Source organism: Vibrio lamellibrachiae (assembly GCF_050337265.1).
Taxonomy (GTDB): Bacteria; Pseudomonadota; Gammaproteobacteria; order Enterobacterales; family Vibrionaceae; genus Vibrio; species Vibrio kyushuensis.
Genome location: NZ_JAKJSU010000005.1, coordinates 754,488 through 774,753, shown reverse-complemented (window position 1 = coordinate 774,753; position 20,266 = coordinate 754,488). Strand labels below are relative to the sequence as shown.

The 20,266-nt window shown below is 43.7% G+C and carries 16 protein-coding genes; 8 read left to right on the top strand and 8 right to left on the bottom strand.

Translation table 11 applies throughout. From position 1 onward, the window contains the following. Positions 1-65: 65 nt before the first annotated feature. Positions 66-1,895, bottom strand: a complete 1,830-nt coding sequence (locus L4C54_RS09045; protein WP_428799532.1) for an ABC transporter ATP-binding protein — start codon at positions 1,893-1,895, stop codon at positions 66-68. Between the two features lie 357 nt (positions 1,896-2,252). Between L4C54_RS09045 and L4C54_RS09040 the strand changes: the two genes are divergently transcribed. Next, entirely contained in the window at positions 2,253-3,203 is a 951-nt protein-coding gene (locus L4C54_RS09040; RefSeq protein ID WP_428807964.1) for an arginine deiminase-related protein, read from the top strand. Between the two features lie 84 nt (positions 3,204-3,287). Here L4C54_RS09040 and L4C54_RS09035 read toward each other — a convergent pair whose 3' ends face one another. Further along, complete coding sequence (locus L4C54_RS09035) at positions 3,288-4,961, bottom strand: amidohydrolase (protein ID WP_428807925.1); 1,674 nt, start codon at positions 4,959-4,961, stop codon at positions 3,288-3,290. A 215-nt stretch (positions 4,962-5,176) separates the two neighbouring features. Between L4C54_RS09035 and L4C54_RS09030 the strand changes: the two genes are divergently transcribed. Together L4C54_RS09030 and L4C54_RS09025 are read left to right on the top strand one after the other, a co-directional pair. Further along, entirely contained in the window at positions 5,177-5,437 is a 261-nt protein-coding gene (locus L4C54_RS09030) for a DNA polymerase III subunit epsilon (RefSeq protein WP_428807924.1), read from the top strand. 231 nt (positions 5,438-5,668) lie between these two features. After that, positions 5,669-6,448: a TSUP family transporter gene (locus L4C54_RS09025; RefSeq protein WP_428799536.1), complete on the top strand. Its 780-nt coding sequence runs from the start codon at positions 5,669-5,671 to the stop codon at positions 6,446-6,448. Here the strand turns inward: L4C54_RS09025 and L4C54_RS09020 are convergent. The 3 genes from L4C54_RS09020 to L4C54_RS09010 are packed head-to-tail and all read right to left on the bottom strand — an operon-like array spanning position 6,390 to position 9,297. Then, complete coding sequence (locus L4C54_RS09020; RefSeq protein ID WP_428807923.1) at positions 6,390-7,244, bottom strand: LysR family transcriptional regulator; 855 nt, start codon at positions 7,242-7,244, stop codon at positions 6,390-6,392. The genes L4C54_RS09025 and L4C54_RS09020 overlap by 59 nt on opposite strands. Positions 7,245-7,296: 52 nt before the next feature. After that, on the bottom strand, positions 7,297-8,421 hold the full coding sequence (locus L4C54_RS09015; RefSeq protein WP_428807922.1) for an ROK family transcriptional regulator: 1,125 nt from the start codon (positions 8,419-8,421) through the stop codon (positions 7,297-7,299). Positions 8,422-8,472: 51 nt separating this feature from the next. Further along, positions 8,473-9,297 carry a glycerophosphodiester phosphodiesterase gene (locus L4C54_RS09010; RefSeq protein ID WP_428807921.1) on the bottom strand — a complete coding sequence of 275 codons (825 nt, stop codon included), beginning with the start codon at positions 9,295-9,297 and terminating at the stop codon, positions 8,473-8,475. A 224-nt stretch (positions 9,298-9,521) separates the two neighbouring features. Between L4C54_RS09010 and L4C54_RS09005 the strand changes: the two genes are divergently transcribed. From L4C54_RS09005 to L4C54_RS08985, 5 genes are all read left to right on the top strand, one after another. After that, the gene (locus L4C54_RS09005) at positions 9,522-10,586 is read left to right on the top strand and encodes an ABC transporter ATP-binding protein (RefSeq protein WP_428807920.1); all 1,065 of its coding nucleotides are present in this window, start codon (positions 9,522-9,524) and stop codon (positions 10,584-10,586) included. Then, the gene (locus L4C54_RS09000; RefSeq protein ID WP_428807919.1) at positions 10,583-11,458 is read left to right on the top strand and encodes an ABC transporter permease; all 876 of its coding nucleotides are present in this window, start codon (positions 10,583-10,585) and stop codon (positions 11,456-11,458) included. Before L4C54_RS09005 ends, L4C54_RS09000 begins: the two co-directional genes overlap by 4 nt. Then, a complete protein-coding gene (locus L4C54_RS08995) occupies positions 11,455-12,294 on the top strand; it encodes an ABC transporter permease (RefSeq protein ID WP_428807918.1) in 840 nt (279 codons plus the stop codon). Before L4C54_RS09000 ends, L4C54_RS08995 begins: the two co-directional genes overlap by 4 nt. 19 nt (positions 12,295-12,313) lie before the next feature. Beyond that, on the top strand, positions 12,314-13,411 hold the full coding sequence (locus L4C54_RS08990; protein ID WP_428807917.1) for an extracellular solute-binding protein: 1,098 nt from the start codon (positions 12,314-12,316) through the stop codon (positions 13,409-13,411). 87 nt (positions 13,412-13,498) lie between these two features. Next, a complete protein-coding gene (locus L4C54_RS08985; RefSeq protein WP_428807916.1) occupies positions 13,499-15,871 on the top strand; it encodes a glycerophosphodiester phosphodiesterase family protein in 2,373 nt (790 codons plus the stop codon). Between the two features lie 97 nt (positions 15,872-15,968). On the opposite strand, the gene L4C54_RS08980 is transcribed toward L4C54_RS08985, so the two are convergent. The 3 genes from L4C54_RS08980 to fadB form a co-directional block, all read right to left on the bottom strand. Then, positions 15,969-16,622, bottom strand: a complete 654-nt coding sequence (locus L4C54_RS08980) for a hypothetical protein (RefSeq protein WP_428807915.1) — start codon at positions 16,620-16,622, stop codon at positions 15,969-15,971. 308 nt (positions 16,623-16,930) lie between these two features. Then, positions 16,931-18,094 (bottom strand): acetyl-CoA C-acyltransferase FadA, encoded by a 1,164-nt coding sequence (fadA, locus tag L4C54_RS08975; protein ID WP_428807914.1) that lies wholly within the window; start codon positions 18,092-18,094, stop codon positions 16,931-16,933. A 15-nt stretch (positions 18,095-18,109) separates the two neighbouring features. Beyond that, positions 18,110-20,254 (bottom strand): fatty acid oxidation complex subunit alpha FadB, encoded by a 2,145-nt coding sequence (fadB, locus tag L4C54_RS08970; protein WP_428807913.1) that lies wholly within the window; start codon positions 20,252-20,254, stop codon positions 18,110-18,112. Positions 20,255-20,266: the final 12 nt, after the last annotated feature.

Genomic DNA, 20,266 nt, shown 5'->3' with positions numbered 1-20,266 from the left:
TAATATATAAGAAAAAAGGGAGCATATAGCTCCCTTAGTCATCATTATTAAAACGAGTTTAAGAGTTACTCTTCAGAGATAAAGCCACCCGTTTGATGTGCCCAAAGTTGCGCATAGATTCCCTTTTGAGTAATGAGCTCTTGGTGCGTACCTTGTTCAACCACACTGCCTTTATCAAGAACGATTAAACGGTCCATAGCTGCGATGGTGGACAGTCGGTGTGCAATGGCAATAACTGTTTTTCCTTGCATCAACTCATTCAAGCTTTCTTGAATTGCAGCTTCTACTTCAGAATCGAGTGCAGAGGTTGCTTCATCCAGTACCAGTAAAGGTGCATCTTTTAATAGCACGCGAGAGATAGCCACGCGCTGGCGCTGGCCACCAGAGAGCTTAACGCCACGTTCGCCAACTTGAGCGTCGTAACCCGTATTACCAAATGGGTCGGTCAGCGCTTCGATAAACTCATCAGCGTGTGCTTGTTTGGTTGCTTTAATCAACTCCTCTTCAGACGCATCAGGGTTGCCGTATAAAATGTTGTCTCGAATAGAGCGATGCAGCAGTGAAGTATCTTGTGTCACCATACCAATATTGCTACGCAGTGAATCCTGAGTAATATCAGAGATCACTTGGCCATCAATTTTAATTTTGCCACTTTCTACATCATGGAAGCGCAGAAGAAGGTTAACCAAGGTTGATTTACCTGCCCCTGAACGCCCAACAAGACCCACTTTTTCGCCTGGTTTGATATCAAGGTTGAGGTTACTAATCACACCTTTGTTTTCACCATAGTGAAAACTGACATCCTCAAAGCTAATCCCGCCGTGAGGTACGGTCAACGGTTTGGCTTCTGGCTTATCTTGAATATCTACAGGTTTGGCCAATGTTTTCATGCCATCAACGACAGTACCCATATTTTCAAATAGAGCGCTGACTTCCCACATGATCCACATCGACATACCGTTTATACGCAGCGCTAAACTGATCGCAATGGCGATGGCACCAACCGTAATCGAACCGTCCATCCATAAGAATATAGATAATGCAGCGACTGAGAAAACCAGTACGTAATTGGTGATTTCGACTAAAACATCAAAACCAGTTACAAGACGCATCTGTTTATAGACAGTGCCAAGGAAGCCTTGCATGCCTTCTTCAGCGTATTCCGTTTCCCGTTTGCTATGAGAGAACAACTTCACCGTAGCAATGTTGGTATAGCTATCAACAATGCGCCCCGTCATGGTTGATCGAGCATCTGCTTGTTCGGCTGCAATTTTCTTGAGTCGTGGTACAAAATAGAGCTGAATCCCAACATAACAACCAAGCCAAACTAGCATTGGTATCATTAATCGCCAGTCAGCATAAGCAAGCAGCACCACCATAGAGCCGAAGTAGACCGATACGTAAACGAATACATCCATCGATTTCATGACGGTTTCACGTACCGCAAGCGATGTTTGCATCACTTTGGTTGCAATTCTTCCTGCAAAATCGTCTTGATAGAAATTTAGGCTCTGTTTTAGTAAGTATCGATGCGCCAACCAACGGATCGACATGGGATAGTTACCCAACAGCGTCTGATGAATCAATAGGGAGTAACCAATGACAAGCACCGGCATGACGATAAGCAATAGCACGCCATAGCCCATTAATGAGCTGCCGTAATCTTGCCAAAATGTCTCAGGGTTACTGGTCGATAGCCAATCAACAAGCTGGCCCATGGCACCAAAAAGTGACACTTCAACAATTGCGACAATCATAGACATGACTGACATGATTATCAGTGGGATTTCAAATCCACGGGTGTAATAACGACAAAATGCAAAAATACCGGTTGGTGGCTGTCCTGGCTCTTCGTCGGGAAAAGGTTTAGTGAAACCTTCGAATTTTTTGAACATAAATCATCCTAATATTAAGCCCATTCTTAGTGTATTTATCAGTTGGTGATAAGTACATAAGAGAAAAAGTAAGGCCAAGCCATGTTATAACGATTGGATATGAAATGTCATCAATATGTTGTGCTGTGGTGGTTACCCACAACGGGTTATATAAATATTTATCGAATACGAGACAGTAAATTTAACTGAAAAACCCTCAGCGCACAGGGAAAACCAATTGTTGCTGACTAATTTATTAGTAACTTCAGTAAAATCATTCTTAACAATGTGTTTACAATTGCAAATCGTAAGTTAAAAAGAGCCAAGACGATGTTGCAAAATAAAAAGCCGACGGCTGCGCCTGACCAAATTTCAAATATGCGTAATGTGCACATTCAAAACGCGAACTGCGTGGTAATGGTGCCACCAAAAGAGTTCTCTTTTAATCCAGAGACCGCAGCAGACAATGAGTTTCAACATCGACCCGATCTAACACCAGAGCAGGTTCATCAACAAACGATGAATGAGTACCGCACGATGGTTGCGGGGCTTCGCGGTGAAGGGGTACAGGTGATCGATTTTGATTATTCGATATCAGATACAGCGACACCCGATGCTGTTTTTCCGAATAACTGGTTTAGTACCACCTCATCAGGTGAACTCTTTACTTTTCCAATGGCCTGTGAAAACCGACGCCATGAAGTAAGGGTTAATGAGCTTATTTCAGCGCTTAACGATGCTGGGCGAAATGTCGGTCACGTAGATACGTTAGAGAGCTACACAGACCAACAAGCGTATTTAGAAAGTACGGGTGTGATGGTGAAAGATCATGGGAACCGCACTATCTATGCCGCTCTATCACAACGCTGTGACAGAGAAGTGCTAGAAGAGTACGCAAAACGTATCGGCTATCACCGTGTGATTTCGTTTCAGACGGCTTTAGAATCAGGTCTGCCTGTTTATCACACCAATGTGATGATGGCGATTGGTGAAGGGTTTAGTGTCATTTGCGATGAGGTGATCCCTGAGTTCGAACGACGGTTTGTGATTAAGTCGCTGTCGAAAAGCAAGCAAGTGATTTCAATCTCTGTCGAGCAGATGAATCAGTTCTGCGGCAACATACTTCAGCTTGAAACGGTGAACGGAAGTAAAGTGATCGCGATGTCGCAATCGGCGTACAATGCGTTTTCGCCTGCTCAATTAGCTCAACTATCCACGCATGGAAAACTGCTGCCCTTTGATGTCAGTACCATTGAGTCGATTGGTGGTGGTAGTGTGCGATGCATGCTTGGTGAGGTGTTCTTACCAACACGCAAGAAACTGCTGTAAACATGAATAAGGGCCATTAATCTCGTGATTATGGCCCTTTTTGTTTTTGTTACCTTTTACGTTGTGCGCTGTAATTTTCGTTATTTACTCTTCACTATCAAAGACGATATTTCCTCGTAGTAGCGTCATAAGAATTTCAGTTTCTGCAATTTCATTCGCTGGAAGCTGCGTTATATCATTAGCCAAAACAACCAAATCAGCAGATTTCCCTAACTCAATCGAACCTGTAATGTCATCAACTCCTAAGCTTTTTGCTGCATTGATGGTGTAGGCACGTATGGCTGCATCAATATCAGGCAGCCCTGTTTTCCCCATCTTTAAGCTGTTCTCGATGCCAACAAGCGGATTGATATCATGAACATTCCAATCACTGCTTAGGGTGGCGTTAGCACCAGTATCGAAAATCGCTCTCGGGTTCATCAATGAATTTGCACGCTTAGCTCCTATAAACGCTTCGGCCCATTGATGGTCATGCTGCGCGACATAATCAGACCCGACTTGAAAATCAGCAGTAACATTAAGTTTTGAGAAACGAGGGATGTCTTTAGAGTCGACTAATTCGGCATGGGTTAATGTATAGGCTTTGTCGGAACCTTGCTTTTGAGCATGTTCGATAGCGTTTAATGACTCATGAACCGCACCATCACCAATGGCATGAATGTGAGCGCTGTATCCGATTTTATCAAGCGCATCTAGCCACGACTTCATCTTCTGTGGGGGAATGTAATTGATGCCATACGGCTCATCAGGGATATAGGTGTTTAAATAGGGGGCCAGTGTTTTTGCAGTGCCGTTAATCAAGATGCCATCACTGTACATCTTTACTTGGTCAACAATGAGCAAGCGGGACTTATCACTGGAATGGACAGATTCTAGGAACTCCAATTGTGGAGGCATAGAGTCGGTTGGGTAAATCCACGGACGCAAAGATACTCGAGCGGTTAACTCATTATTCTTTTCGGCCTCTTTCCATACTTCATACCACCCTCGCTTCCAATATAGGCGTCCATCGCCAATGGTGGTAATACCATGTTTTGCCGCTTCCTCAAGGCCGTTCATTAATCCTTGGTAGCTTTGAGAGAACTGATTATCAAGGCTATTCCACGCCATTTCCATCACGAGATCCCCTGCATTATCAAAGAGGATCCCATTAAGTTCGCCGCTTTGATTGTCTTTGAGGATCTTTCCCCCTTGAGGCTCAGAGGAGGTCTTAGTTATCCCCGCTTTTTTGAGCGCGGCCGAGTTCACCCACATCGAATGCGACGTTTGTTCCATTAGTACAACGGGTTGCTTTGGAAAGATACGGTCAATGATCTCAAGAGGCGTGTAGCGATCTTCGTCACTCAATATGGCTGCCAAGGAAAAACCATAGCCCATGATCCAGTCGTCTGATTGGGCGTTTTCACGACATGCGTTTAAATAAGGGATCTGCTCTTCCAGTGTGGCATCTAAGCTTAGTTCGCAATTTCCGCCTGCTTCTGAAGCCGCTTCGAAAACATGGTTGTGATTATCAATAAAGCCGGCCATGACATAGGCGTGTTCAAGGTTGATGACCTCTGTTTTGTCCGTCATGTAAGGCTTTATTTCTGAACTCTTCCCAATAAACATAATCTTGCCATTGTTAATCGCAATCGTATCAGCCTGATTGTGTCCGTAAATAATGGCGTCGGTTAACAGAGTATCGGCTTTCATCGCGGCTTGAGTGAAAGGACTCGTGGTTAGGCTTGCGATAATAGCCAATAGATAAGCGTGCTTCATGCTTCTTCCTTATGTATGACAATCATTGTGAGTATAGATTGTGATTCCGTATGTTTAAAAAAGAGCCAACTATCGTGGTCAATAAAAATTGCAGCGTATGTCTCGAAGGCTATTATGCTAAAATCCTTTTATCAGCACTATGAATGTTCAATACATCTCATTTTCAACTGAGCACATTGAAATAGTACAACGATTAATTAAACAGGATATGAGAGATGAGCAAGTTAACAGCCGCAGAACGTAAAGCTCGTGATGACGAACGATTTTCGCAGCGAGTGAGTGAGCGTAGAGAAAAAGGTGAAGACGTCATTGCCTATGCGCTTGCTACTAAAAAAGCGGTGAAGTTTCTTACTAAATCAGAGCGTAAGGCGATGAATGTGAGAAAAGCAGAACTTCAAGAAGAGAAGCGCCTTAAAGAAAATGAAGAGCTTGCAAGGATTGAAGCGTCGTTTAATGGTCAGGAAGATCAAGAGTAAGCAGACTCCAAGCCTTAAAACAATAACCCCATTTATTATTTCAAATAAATGGGGTTTATTTTTATCTATTCACAATGAAGCCTGATGAGGATACCCACTGACCCTATTAAGTAATGCTTAGGTTTGATGTTAAACAATTCCTTTTTGGAATAGGTTTCTATCCTCTATTTCGCTAGTGTTGTTTTTATTAATGGGTAACATTACGTCATCATTTTCAATTTAGTGGATGTAATGGATATCACATTAGACGTACTCGCGATGCTTTTTTTCATCGCAGGCCTAGCGGGCTTTATTGATGCAATGGCTGGCGGTGGCGGGCTTTTGACTCTACCTGCGCTGCTTTCGGTTGGTGTTCCTCCGACTCAAGCGCTTGCAACCAATAAATTACAAAGTTCATTTGGTAGCTTCTCGGCCTCTTGGTATTTTGTGCGTAATGGCATCGTAAACCTAAAAGAGATGCGACTTGCGATCTTGTGTACATTTATCGGCTCCGCCATCGGTGCGGAGTTAGTTCAACATATCGATGCGGGCGTGCTGACGAGCCTCATTCCCATTCTTCTACTTGGTATTTCACTTTATTTCTTATTAGCACCACAAGCCGGTGAGGGCGGTGGAAAGCCGAAATTATCGGAATCGATGTTTGCTTTTTCAGTAGGGACGGGCGTTGGTTTTTATGATGGTTTCTTTGGCCCCGGTACGGGTTCAATTTTTACTATCTGTTTTGTTGCTATTGCGCAGCTTTCAATAGTTCATGCGACAGCTAGAACCAAAGTGCTTAACTTTACCTCTAATTTGGCGGCACTGTTGTTCTTTATTATGGCGGGTTTACCTATCTGGGAGATAGGACTAGTCATGGCAGTAGGTGGTTTTATTGGTGCAAGAATGGGCGCAAAAATGGTGGTCACCAAGGGTAAAAAGTACATTCGTCCACTGGTTGTTGTGATGTCGATGGTTATGGCGTTAAAGCTACTTTGGGCACAGAATTCTCAATGGCTGCTATCACTAATTTAACACGGGGAAGTTTAAGAGCTGAAGGGCGATACACAACATGAACTGGGCGAGTTAGCGAGGCCAAAAACTCAAAGTCAAAACAGTGAGCTTCACTTATATGCAGCGTTTTGATGATAGAAAGCGGTACTAAGGCTGGCGATACACCTTGAATTGCTAATTGCGCCGCAGCAGTATACGAATCCATCTGCATGCTTGGGGTTATGCCCGCTTGTTGTAGCAAACCTGCTTGGTAAGTGTTCGCTGGATTATTTAAATCGTTAGTGATTAAACTCGGCGGCGGGGTGGTAAGTAGGGACTTACTCACCACCTTAAAGGGTTCATTAAACAGGTGAGTCGCATGAAGGCCGATTCGTGCATTGAGATGTCCTGCGCACAGACCAATTAGTGCATCACCAGATTTTACGTGCTCAATAATTCTAGGCGTGTGATTGGTGGTGATCGTGACATATGGATCTTGTTTGAGAATGTTAGGTAACACTTCACTTAGATAACCAGCCACTAATGTTTCTGAACAATCGATACGAATGACCGAGTGATCATCAATCGTTTGCTCTTCTGCTATTAAACCTCTTAGCTCATTAAGGCTTGGACCAATTTTCTCGATCAATGCGATAGCATCGGAGGTTAACTTTATCTGCCGACCTTCAGGCTCAATTAACTTTTTCCCAAGCTTCTTTTCAAGGTTCGCTATGCGTTTGCTAACCGCCGATTGTCCAATATAAAGCCGGCTTCCAGTGCGGCTCATTGTTTTTTCTTGAGCGAGAACTAACAGGGTTTCGATGCCTTCTAGTAGCATGGTTATCTAATGAAATTTTGGAATGATTTTCATATATTAGCATGACAAAAGCTTATTCACCCAAAGTCCTAAAAACTGGATACATACAAGCACCTAAGGTGTTTAACTCTTTACCTACCTGTGATGGTGACAGCGAAGCCATACCGTAATCGAAAGCCGTTTCTTTCCACATATGCTCCAATCCCATCTTGTCGATAATGGCTTGGCTCAAATAAGTAGGGCAAGAACCACCAATAATAATACAGTCCGGGTCGAACCAAGCTTGTGAAAGTAAGATAACAGGAGCCATTTTCTCCGCTACAAATTCAATCCATTCGCTAACAACCGGATGATCCAGACCTGGCAGGTTAGCAATATCCGAAATTGGTTCCCCATGCTGTTCTAATCGCCTTAATAGCTCCCGAAGTGATGGTCTGTGAGGACCGCAAAAATTCGAGAAATAAACCCCTATTTCTCCTGCGTTTTGATATTTACCACGGTACAGATTTCCATTAATAATGACACCAGTACCTACGCCATGCCCTAGCTCAAACAACATCATATTCTTTGCTTCTGGCCATAAACCAGAGAAATATTCACCGACCACAGCGACATTGCAGTCGTTGTCGATCCAAACAGGCCACTCGAACTTATCACCAAAAAGCTGAGCTAAGTCTTGGTCGCGCCACTGAGAAAGCCAATTGATGGTGTGAATGTACTTTCCATTGCCTTTGTGTGGTCCAGGCATTGAAACACCAACCCCTAAGATTCTTGCGTGGCTTAATCGGTGTTTATCGATAAGCCTATCAATCTTACTATGTAGCATCTCAAGGACGTTAGTGACCGATTCTTGTTCTTTATAGTTCAAGGTAATGCTATCGATAATTTCACCGCTAAAATTCGCTAACGCGACTTCAATACGGTAAATATGAAAGGCAATCCCAAAAGAAAAGGCAGCATAAGGGTTTAACTCTAATGGAATGGTTGGCTGCCCGCGACCTATGCGCACTCGCTCACCTTCTTTGATTAAATTCATTGCCAGTAGCTCTTTCGATAGGCTAGTCACAGTGCCGCTTCTAAGACCGGTCTCCTCAGAAATTTTTGCTCTGGATATAGGCCCTTGATTTCGACAGATGGTCAATAGCTTCTTTTGACCTGGTGTTAATTCAATTTGTAAAGGTTTTAGTGGGGTTAGCATAGAGTCTATTAATGGGCAGCTTTCTGCCTTTTGGGGTTAATTAATATTCGTTTAAATAGCGATAAGATCAGCTTGTTTAGCCAGTCTTTTAAGCATTTCAATATCATCGTGGCTAATCATATCGATCAAGCCTAATTTGAGCCACTCAATTATTTCACTATGAACGTCGTATCCAAAATGTTCGTTAAACCACTCTGTCGTATCTATCTCTTTGGTTGGCAAATATAAGCGTGTGCAAAGTCCTGCAGCTTTATAGGCACGTAAATCATCGATATGGGCATGAGGATACTCAAAACATACACAATCAGCGTTTGATTCTATTACGGCATCAATTTGATTTTTATAACGAGCCAAGGTGACAACCTGAATTTTTAACTCAGGTAGCAACAATTTAGCTCGATTAACTAAGGTGTGATCAAAACCTAGAAGCTGAACGTGTGAAATAGCGTCAGGTACCTCACGCATCAAGGCAACAAATACCTCTGCAAACTCTTGGTGACGACGTCGTTGCTTAGTTTCTACTACAAGGCCTACATCATTTTTGATTGCCCAATTTAGCAAGGTTCTATATTCAAGAATTTTGGTGTTTTCAAAAGTAGCGCTAAACCAATGGCCGTAATCAAACTGTTGAAGCTCTGCAAGGGTCATTTGCTCAACATAGCCTTTCCCGTTTGATGTTCTATCAATGCTCGGATCGTGTATGACGACTAAGTGATTATCTGATGTCATTGCTATATCTATTTCGATGCATGAGGTTTTGGCCTCAAGCGCACTGACAAAAGCTGGCATTGTATTTTCAGGGCAATTGAGGCTGTCACCTCGATGGCTATTTATGAGTACTTTCCCCTGTTGCGCGACATCAAAAGTAAAACACATATTCTTCTCTTATTAAGTTTTTATATAAAGTTTAATTTAGTTTATTTCTCATCGAGCACTTACGTCAATTGAAATAATATGAAGCTTTTGTTTAAGGTACTTTATGTGATTCTCTTTATAATTGGGTTTTTAGCTCAATAATAAATTGTAATAAAAGTGTTCTTGTCTTGTCATAAATCGTATCTAGTATTCCAATTATTGATTACTCTTTTAAGTAAAGGTTAATGGTGGCGATTCTAGAATTACGTGGTTTGACCAAGATGTTTGAAGAATTCCAAGCTTCAAACAATATATCCTTTTCAGTAGAGCCAGGAGAGTTTGTCACTTTACTCGGCCCAAGTGGTTGCGGAAAAACGACTCTGTTGAAAATGATTGGGGGTTTTGTGCAACCAACATCTGGTGAAATTATGATTAACCAACAGGTGGTTAATCATATACCCCCAGAAAAACGTCAAACCGCGATGTGCTTTCAATCTTACGCGCTTTTTCCTCATTTAAGTGTTTCGCACAATATCTGTTTTGGCATGGTCCAGCAGAAAGTTGAAAAATCAGAAATATCTCGTCGTTTAAGCGAGATTCTTCAGCAAGTTGGCCTGGTCGATCATAAAGATAAGTTTCCAGCCCAGTTATCTGGAGGCCAGCAGCAGAGGGTTGCTCTAGCACGAGCAATGGTCACAAGACCTGAAATCATTTTATTTGATGAACCGTTATCGAACCTTGATGCCAAAATGCGTGAAACGGTGCGATTTGAGATCAAAGCTTTACAGAAAGAGCATAAGTTGACTTCAATCTATGTCACTCATGACCAAGCTGAAGCTCTGGCGATGAGCGACCGAATTGTTGTATTAAATAAAGGCCAGATTGAGCAAATAGGAACACCCAGTGAAATCTATTACCAGCCTGCTAATTGTTTCGTTGCCGATTTCATTGGGGCAGCCAACATCCATGAAGCAGAAGTAAAAAAAGGCCACGAACCTGATCACTACACAGTATCGACCTCTTTTGGTGAGTTGAGTGTGTATTCAGATAGTGTTCCAAAAGCAAAGCACATATACGTTTGCTGGAGGCCAGAGGAAGCTACGTTATGCCAACGTGGCGACGAGAATAGCTTCGCGATTCAAGTAGACTCTACCGCCTTTCAAGGCAACTGCTTAGATGTATTTGGTCGAACTGGCGATCAAAACGTTCGCTTGCAGTTGAGCGGACGTGTCTCAACAAAACTGGACGATACTATTTACGTCTCATTACCAAAAAATAGCATACGTTTTTTGGAAGAGGTTAAATCATGAGGCCATACCTACTTTTGCTGCCTGGTTTAGGCACCATTTTATTTCTCATGGGTAGTGCTCTTTATGTTGTGGTAGCTCAAAGCTTCGGTCTTTATGGATTTTCAGGAGAGAGTCACGCCACACTTGAGCACTGGAAAGTGATGCTGTCTGACCCGATATTGTGGCGCTCAGTGAACTATTCCCTGCGTACCTCGATATTTGGCACTGTAGGCGCACTGCTTGCGGCGTATCCCATTGCTATGTGGTTACAACAAAAGGTACCTGGTAAGTCGGTGATCATTGCATTGCTAAGAGCACCGATGTTTGTTCCGGGCTTAGTTGCCGCGTTCCTCTTTATGAATGTGATCGCTTTTCATGGAGTGATGAATGAAACGTTGATGTTTCTCGGCATCATAGAAAAACCACTACGTTTAGCCAATGATACATTCGGATGGGGCGTCGTGATATTACAGGTATGGAAGAACCTCCCTTTTGCCTTAATTCTTATTACAGGGTCCATAGCGGCAATTAGAACCGACTTATTAGACGCGGCACTTGATTTGGGCGCATCTCGTTGGGCTCGCTTTCGACAAGTTATCTTCCCATTGACGATACCGGCTCTTCAAGCATCCGCGATACTGATCTTTATTGGTGCCCTAGGGGATTTCTCGTTGGCGTCTATCGCTGGTTCGAGAAGCAGTTACTCATTGGCAATGCTAATGAATGTGACGGCTACCCAATACTACGAGTGGCAAAATGCGGCTGTTACTGCACTCATTATCATGTTGTTAGCGGGGCTGTGCTCTATCTTAATTGCCGCGACTACTCAGCCATTTGCGACAAACCGAAAGCCGGTAATAACTCTTCCAAATAATACTCTGGAGGCGAAATGATGAAAAAACTGACGAACTCACAATGGGTAGTTGTACTGTCACTTTCATTTTTTGCTTTAGTAAACGTTGTGTGGCTTGGTATTCCGTTTGCGATGGCCATTTTGTGGTCGCTGGTTGACCCCGCGCATCCATGGAGTTACCCGGATGTTCTACCTCAAGTGATTTCATTTGAACGCTGGGCATTGGTTTGGAATACCACATCGCTCCCAGAAGCTTTACGTAACAGCTATTTAGTCGCTCCTGCGGTTGCATTGTTAACCGTAACGCTCGCGATGCCTACCGCCTATGCATTTGGACGGCTGGAATTTAAAGGTAAAAAACTGGCTGAACTAGCAACCTTACTACCTATGGTTATGCCTTCAATGATTCTGGCGGTGTTTTTCAGTGCAATGTTGTTGGATTTGGGTTTGAACAATGCGTACATCAACATAGTAATAGCCCACACTGTTTTGGCTCTTCCTTACGCCATCCGAATTTTATCGGCTGGCTTTAAGGCGATACCTCAAGATCTTATTGATGCCAGTGCTGATATGGGCGCGGGAAAGTGGGGCACTTTTAAACACGCGTTTCTTCCTATGTTAAAACCCAGTTTATTAGCCTCGTTTATCTTCTGCTTAGTGATCAGTATTGAAGAGTTCAACATGGCTTATGTGCTTGGCGCACCGGATTTCATCACTATTCCCACCATTTTATATTCATTTTTGGGCTACTCATTTATTCGACCTGACGCGGCTGTTGTCTCTCTGATTTTGGTGATTCCCAATGTTTTACTCATGTTAATTATTGAACGTTTATTGAAGGGCAATTACCTGTCTCAATCGACCGGTAAAGCCTAACCCTACTTAAGGACATCTCATGAAAAACAAATTAGCTACAGCCATATTGGCAACTCTAGCTTTCTCAGCAAATGCTTATGATATTGATGCAATGAGCTGGCAGGAAATTCAAGTTCAGGCCAAAGAAGAAGGCCAAATAACGTTCTCTGTGTGGTATTTGCAACCTGCATGGCGTGAATTTGTAAAATCGTTTGAAGAGGATACGGGCATTAAGGTACGTATCCCAGAAGGAAGCCACGACGGTAACCGCAATAAGTTACAAGCAGAAAGCCGTCGCAATTCTGGCTCAATGGATGTTGTTGCATTAGGTGCAAGTGCTGTCGAAATGTTGGACACAGAGTCAACATTTCAAACATTGAAAGGCTTGCCTGAGTTTGACAAGTTATCGACACGTACCGAAGGCGTCGAGTCTTCAGGTTATGGTGTTGTATTCTGGGGTAACCAAACTGGACTGGCCTACGACCCATCTCGTCTTTCTAAAGCTGACTTACCGCAGAGCTTTGAGCAATTAAATCAGTTTATTAAAAATAACCCGAATGCGATGGGGGTCAATGATCCTAACCATGGCGGCGCGGGTGGTCGATTTGTGGAAGCGGCTATTCGCCATGTATCGGGTGATTTTGAACAACAAGATGAGATCAATGACGACGTTGTAGAGTCTTGGGGCAAGACTTGGGATTGGTTCCAAGGCTACAAAAGTGAAATTCTTATTACGGCTTCCAATGCAGACAGTTTAACTCGAATTAATGATGGTGAAATCGTCATTGCTCCTGCTTGGGAGGATCATTTAGCTGGGTTGCAAAAACGTGGTGCAATTACTGACCGATTGAAATTCTATATTCCAGAATTTGGTATGTCCGGTGGCGGTAACTTCGTCACTATCGCAGATAACAGTAAGAATAAAGCAGCCTCTATGGTGTTTATTAACTGGTTGACATCACCTGATGTACAAAGTGCCCTTAATGCTGAATTTGGGGTCGCTCCTCAACACCCAGATGCAAATGCAGGTTCAGCGTTGGCGACGAACGAAATGCGCGAGCTTGCTACCGATACTTTTAGTGCTTCATATGGTGCGGAAGTCAAAAAGCAATTCACTCGTAACGTGTTAATGCGCTAAGCCCCTAAGTGTATCTATTCAATGAGCCAGCATTCGCTGGCTTTTTTACAAGCTTAATTCCGATTATTGATGATTCAAGGAAAACTGATGTTAAAGAAAACCTTACTAAGTACCGCTGTTATTCTCGCTTTGGTTGGTTGTAATAAAAGCAGTAGTACAGGCGACAGAGATGGTGATATTGATGGGGAACACTTAACTGGCCTGCGCCTGGCTCTATCAACACTTGATGATAACAAGATGATTGTGGCGCACCGTGGCCATCATAATAACTTGCCTGAAAATTCACTGTTGTCCATTCGTTCTGCTATTGATGAAAATATTGATTTTGTGGAACTGGATATTCGCACCACATCAGATGGAAAACTTGTTCTACTACATGATGAAACGCTCGATAGAACCACGAACTGTAATGGTGCGATCAGCCAAACTGCGTGGGTCGTTGCTTCTCAGTGTTTATTGAATGATAGAGATAACCCAGAAGGTGAAATGGTTTCACTTTTCTCGCAAGCGTTAGAGGAAGCGAAAGATCAGGTATTTATCGATATTGATATAAAGGCTCTGGACCTAGCTCAGCTTGTAGATGAAGTGGAAGCTGCAGATATGATGGAACAAGTCATATTCACTGTTTATGACCGTCAATCTGCTTTGGAACTACAGGCGTTGAGCGATGAAGCGATTATTTTCCCGCTAGTGCGCGACGAGGACGATCTACAATTTTATCTCGACAATATTTCTCGTCCGGCCGTATTTCAACTTAACACTGCGTTACTCGATGCTATTCCATCATTGGATGAGCGAAACATCAGAAGTTTTGTTAACACGCTTGGCGTAGGTGATACACAGATTGCGTCAGGACAGTTTCATGTTGTAAATCGCTTTCTCGATAAGCAGGCTTCCTTGCTTCAGACTGATTACCCCGTAGAGCTAAAAGAGTATTTAACCACCCAACAAGCGCAGGATGCCATTGATGGCTATTACCCATTGGCGGACTTTGACGCGCCGATAAAGGCTTCTGTGGGTCAAGTTATTTCGTTTGGTGACCGTTCGAGTGTTAGAACCGGTGAGATTACGCAATGGCTTTGGGATCTGGGTGATGGCACAACGTCAGCACAGAATACTCCTAGTCATAGTTACGCTAAATCAGGTTCATACGTTGTTCAACTAACGGTAACGAGTGAATCAGGTGCAACGGATTCAAGCGCTCATGTAATCGATATTGTCGAAGGACAAATGGATTACCAGGTAAGCTGGTCTGCAACTCAAGATGGGATTATGGAAACCCATTCTGCTACTTCTGATAGTGCAGGCAATATTATCTTCCCGGCAAAAGACGCCAACCTTTATAGTTTAGATGCACAAGGAAAGACTAATTGGGTATTTAACGATGGAACGTACTCTGAATATAAGAGCTCTCCTGCCTATTCTCAGGCAGCCGATGACGTTGTTATTAGTGGCTATCGCTCCGAGTTAATGAGTATCGATGCAGTAACAGGTCAATTAAGTTGGAAGTTTGATGGTTCTGACTGTGCACATGGTGATTACTCTGGACCGAAATATGGGTCTCCAGCAGTAGATACAGAAGGCAATATTTATTCAGGAAGTTACTCTCCTCGTTTCTACAGCATTTCAGTTGATGGTGAGATGAACTGGTGCTTTACAGGTAAAAATGAGATGCGTGGAACACCTGCACTAAGTCGAGATGGCAGTGTGGTGTATGCACTCGATAGAAAGGGTATTTTAACCGCACTTGATACTGCGACAGGCGTGGAGAAATGGAGTTTTGATAACAGCGATTCATACACGGCTTCTCAGGTGGTGATAGGTGAAGATGATCAAATTTACTTAGCCGTTAAAAAATCTGGTGGTGGTGATATGAATGGCTTCATTGGTCGCTTGTATGCGATTAACGGTAATGGCGATGTACTATGGTCTCAAGATCAACGCGAAGATGGTACGGCACTAGGTAACGTTGAGCTAGGTGCTTCAGCGCTGAGTGGAGATAACAAAACGCTATATATTGCAGAAACCTTTGCTAAAGACATAGGCAGTGAGCAAACGAACAATGCCCAGCGTTTATTAGCGCTTAACACAGCAACAGGAGATGTTGAATGGTCATACACAGTGGGTGGTATTACTACTGGCGCACCAGCTGTTGATAACGATGGGCGTATATATCTACTGTCTCAATCTGGTCGATTGTATATTTTTACTCCAACAGGTGAATTGTATGATGTGATCAGTGACTTAGGTGGGCTTCCGGGCAGTATAAACAATATGCCTTCGTCACTGCTTATGGATGAAAGCGGTAACCTATATTTTGGTATTTTGACTGAAGATAAAGGGGACTGGGATGGCGTCACGACGTGGTATGGCTTAAGAACCGATAATGGTGGTGTAAATAATCTTTCTGCATGGCCGCAAAAAGGCCAAAACGTTTTCCGTACTGCGCAGGGTGAATAATGTTTTCTGTTTAAGAAATACATAAATAATTAGGTGTTAATGTCGATGGGTATTCTATTGTTCGAGTAAACTCTTACGGTGGAGTACCCATTATATTTCATGATGATGCCGAACCTTGCAATATGGCATCAAGTTTTGTTCTATGATCCATTAATAAATTCATCGCATCGAGATACTGATACAAACCATTCCCGTCTAGTTGATATGCAGTGATTTCCCCTTCTTCATTAACTAAGCCACTGTTCTTAATGTCATCATCTAAGCCTGCTGCGACTAATAAGCGGTGTAAGCAACCACTTTGCTTATTTTCCACAGCCAGAGCCTCTTGCCTAAGCTTATTGTTGAGTGTGAATAGCTCTGCTCTTTCCTTAGGCAGCTCTATTTCGGGTGAAAACTTATGGTGCAGCAAACAGCCGATGAAGTAACTGAATATCAAGCCGACAACAGTAAAGACATTAACCCCCGTAGCGAAGTGGCTGACCAAGATAATCAGCAATGATAATGAAGTGATCCAACCCAATCGATACAGCTTTTGCTTTCTAGCCTGCTTACGTTCGGCGGTAAGTGTGGCTTTATTTAATTCAAGCAGCTTTATGCAGCCCGGCTTCAAATGAGAATCGTACAGTTCAATGGCGGCTGAAATATCTTCAGTTAGCGTCTGTTTAATTGATTGTTTTTTGCTTTCATCGACTTGAGAGGGGAGAGGCTCTATGGTTATTTCGGTATCTCGTGCGCTTTCTTTGTGATTCATAGGCGATCTCTTACTGTCTTAGTTTGCTCGGGTTTAGTTAGATGCTAGCAAGTAGGAAGGGTTTGAATGGTGACTGACAAATAAGATTAGTGAAAAGAAAAAGGTGTTATCGAATTTTATGATTTTAATCCTTCATCTGACTTTTACACTGTAAAGCCGCACTGTTTATTGGTGGCAAATATCAATTAATTGTTCAAACGAAGTAGCCCTAAACTCGTTGTTTCGAATAAGAGTTCAGGGCTTTTTATTGCGCATATATCTAGACAGATCTGTTATTTATCTAAAGAACCTTAGATAAATGGCGTAGGTTATTCGACACGCTCAATAATAGTAGCAATGCCTTGTCCCATACCGATACACATGGTTGCTAGGCCGTAACGACCTCCGCGTTGTTCCATTATATTGATAAGTGATCCAACAATACGTGCTCCAGAGCAGCCCAGTGGGTGCCCAAGAGAAATTGCGCCACCGTGAAGGTTTACTTTGTCTTCACGTGAGTCCCATAAACCTAAATCTTTTAGACAAGGAATAGCTTGCGCGGCAAAGGCTTCGTTCACCTCAGCAAAGTCTATGTCGCTGATTGATAAGTCTGCTTTTTTAAGCGCGCTGTTGGTGGCTGGAACTGGTCCGTAACCCATAATTGCAGCGGGTACGCCTGCTGTTGAAGCCGCAATGACACGTGCTCTTGGTTTTACGCCCAATTCACGCGCTTTGTCTTCACTCATAACAAGTAAACAAGAGGCACCGTCAGACAATGCAGATGATGTACCTGCCGTCACCGTACCGCTCACCGGATCGAAGACAGGGCGTAGCTTCCCAAGTGACTCAACAGTTGTTTCTGGACGAATTACTTCATCGTACTTCACCAGAGTAGGGCAGCCATTCTCGTCGTGACCCATCATAGGTACTATTTCATCATCAAAACGGCCCTCTAGCGTCGCTTGATGTGCCAGTCTGTGTGAACGAGCGCCAAGCTCATCTTGCTCTTCACGACTGATCTTATGCATTTTACCTAACGCTTCTGCGGTTAACCCCATCATGGCAGAGGCTTGCGCCATGTGTTTATTGAACGGGTTCATGCTGATGCCTTTCGTCATCGGAACGTGGCCCATATGTTCTACACCGCCGACTAAGACAATATCTGCATCTTCGGCTTTAATTGCTCGCGTTGCCATGTGCAGCGCATCCATCGAAGAGCCACACAAACGGTTAACCGTAGTTGCTGGTGTTTCCTCGGGTAATCCGGCTTGCAGCGCAGCGGTTCGAGCCAAGTTAGCACCTTGCTCTTCTGTTTGCTGAACACAGCCCCAAATGACATCATCAATTAACGATGCAGCCACTTTCGGCTGACGCTCAAACATTGATTTCATTAGGTTTGCAGATAAATCATCCGCACGCGTGTGTCTGAATACACCATTTTTTGAACGCCCCATCGGAGTACGAATCGCGTCAACAATTACTACATTTCTCATTGTTCTTCTCCGAAGTTAAGCGTAAAAAGCTTGGTTTTTGGTGGCGCGTTCAATAAGCCCTTTCGGTACTTTGTAAAGCTCGCCAAGGTGTTGGTATTTCTCGGCAACGGTAAGCAAGTTATCTAAGCCAAATTGGTCCATGTAGTAGAACAGACCGCCTCTGAATGGAGGGAACCCTGTACCATAGACAAACGCAATGTCTCCCTCAGCAGCGGAAGCAATGATGCCTTCGTCTAAACAACGAATTGCTTCAAACATCATTGGTAGCATCATACGCATTTGGATATCTTCGCTAGTGAGCGATTGTGGTGCGTTTACATGCTCCGCTAGAAGAGCGTTGGATGATTCACTTGCAACAGGCTTGATGCGACCACGGCGGTCGGCTTCGTGCGCGTAGAATCCGCAGTGAGATTTTTGACCAAGCTTACCGTTATCAACGAATTTCTGAATCAGATTCACTTTTGGAGTCGCCAAGCGCTCACCAAATGCCTCATTCATGACGTCGATACAGTGAGAAGCGGTATCCAAGCCAATAACATCAAGTAGTAACCCTGGTCCCATCGGCCAGCCAAACGACTTACTCATCACTTTATCGATGATTGTAAGGTCGCCACCGTCAACGACGAGTTGGTTGAAGGCAAGGAAGTATGGGGTTAAGCAGCGGTTGACGAGAAAACCTGCGCAGTCGTTGACTACGATAGGCGTTTTACCTAGTGACAGCACGTAGTTTACTGCTGTTGCAATGGTTTCATCAGAGGTCTTCTCACCTCGAATCACTTCAACCAATGGCATTTTATGTACCGGGTTGAAGAAGTGGATGCCGCAGAAATTTTCTGGATGCTTCAGCGCATGAGCAAGGCCGCTGATCATCAAGGTTGATGTGTTTGAAGCGATAACTGCGTTGGGAGCGACTTGCTCTAACTCTGTCAGTACTTTCTCTTTGATGATTGGGTTCTCAACGACTGCTTCAATAACAAGGCTGTTTTTCTCCAAAGAGATATTATGTAGCGTTGGCGTGATGCGGTTTAGAACCTCCCCCATAGCAGCTGGCTTCTTACGGCCTCTTTCTACTTGCTTGGAGAGCAGTTTGTTGGCCTCTGCTAAACCTAACGCGAGGCCCTGTTTATTGATGTCTTTCATCACCACATCAATGTTTTTGTCAGCGGTTACATAGGCGATTCCACCGCCCATGATACCTGCGCCAATCACGCCTACTTCATCAATTGATTGGGCAGACTTAGCCGTAGATTTGGCTTTTGATTTCACGTTCAAATCACTGACATAAACGTTAACTAATGCGCCAGCAACGCCTGACTCTACGCACTTCACCACGCCAGCGCGTTCAAGTGATAATGCTTCGTCACGACCTAGTTTAGCCGATTTAAACATGGTGTTTAAAATGACGTTAGGTGCAGGGTAGTTCGGCCCTGCCACCTTTGCAGCCATGCCTTTTGCGACGGTAATAGACATGGAAACTTCGTGGTCATTCATTGGAAGTGGAGAGCGCTTCTCTTCCTGACGTTGACGCCAATCCAAATCACCATTCAAACAGGATTGTAGAATTTTCTCTGCTTGCTCAAGTAGGCAGGTGGTTTTAGGGTTGATGACACCATCGATAACGTGATGCTCTAACGCTTGTTCCGCTTTAAACTGCTTACCTGTGGTGATCCATTGAATAGCAGTATCGAGCCCTGCGATTCGAGGTAAACGTGTCACACCACCCCAGCAGGGCATGATGCCAAGTTTAACTTCAGGTAGTAGTAGCTTTGCTTTCGGTGTTGCTATTCGGTATTCAGCCAGAAGCGACAGCTCTACCGCCCCACCTGCTGCAAAGTTATTGATCACAGCGACTTTAGGTATATCAAGATCTTCTAAACGATTGAGAATGCCTTGTGACCACGCAAGGTAGCGATCAATGGCATTTTCCCCGCCATCAAAAATACCTTCAAACTCTTTGATATTTGCGCCAGCGCTAAATACAGTTTTGGTCGAGTGAAATATGAGTCCAGCAGGTGTGTTGCTCTCTAGCTGTTCAATGCACGTTTCCAGCTCGGTTAATGCACTTTCACTCAGCGTGTTCATGTGATCTTTTTGCGAGTCTAAAACGAGTTCGATAAACTCACCGCGTTGAATCAGGCTAAAATGTTGGCCTTTAAACATAATGACAGTCCT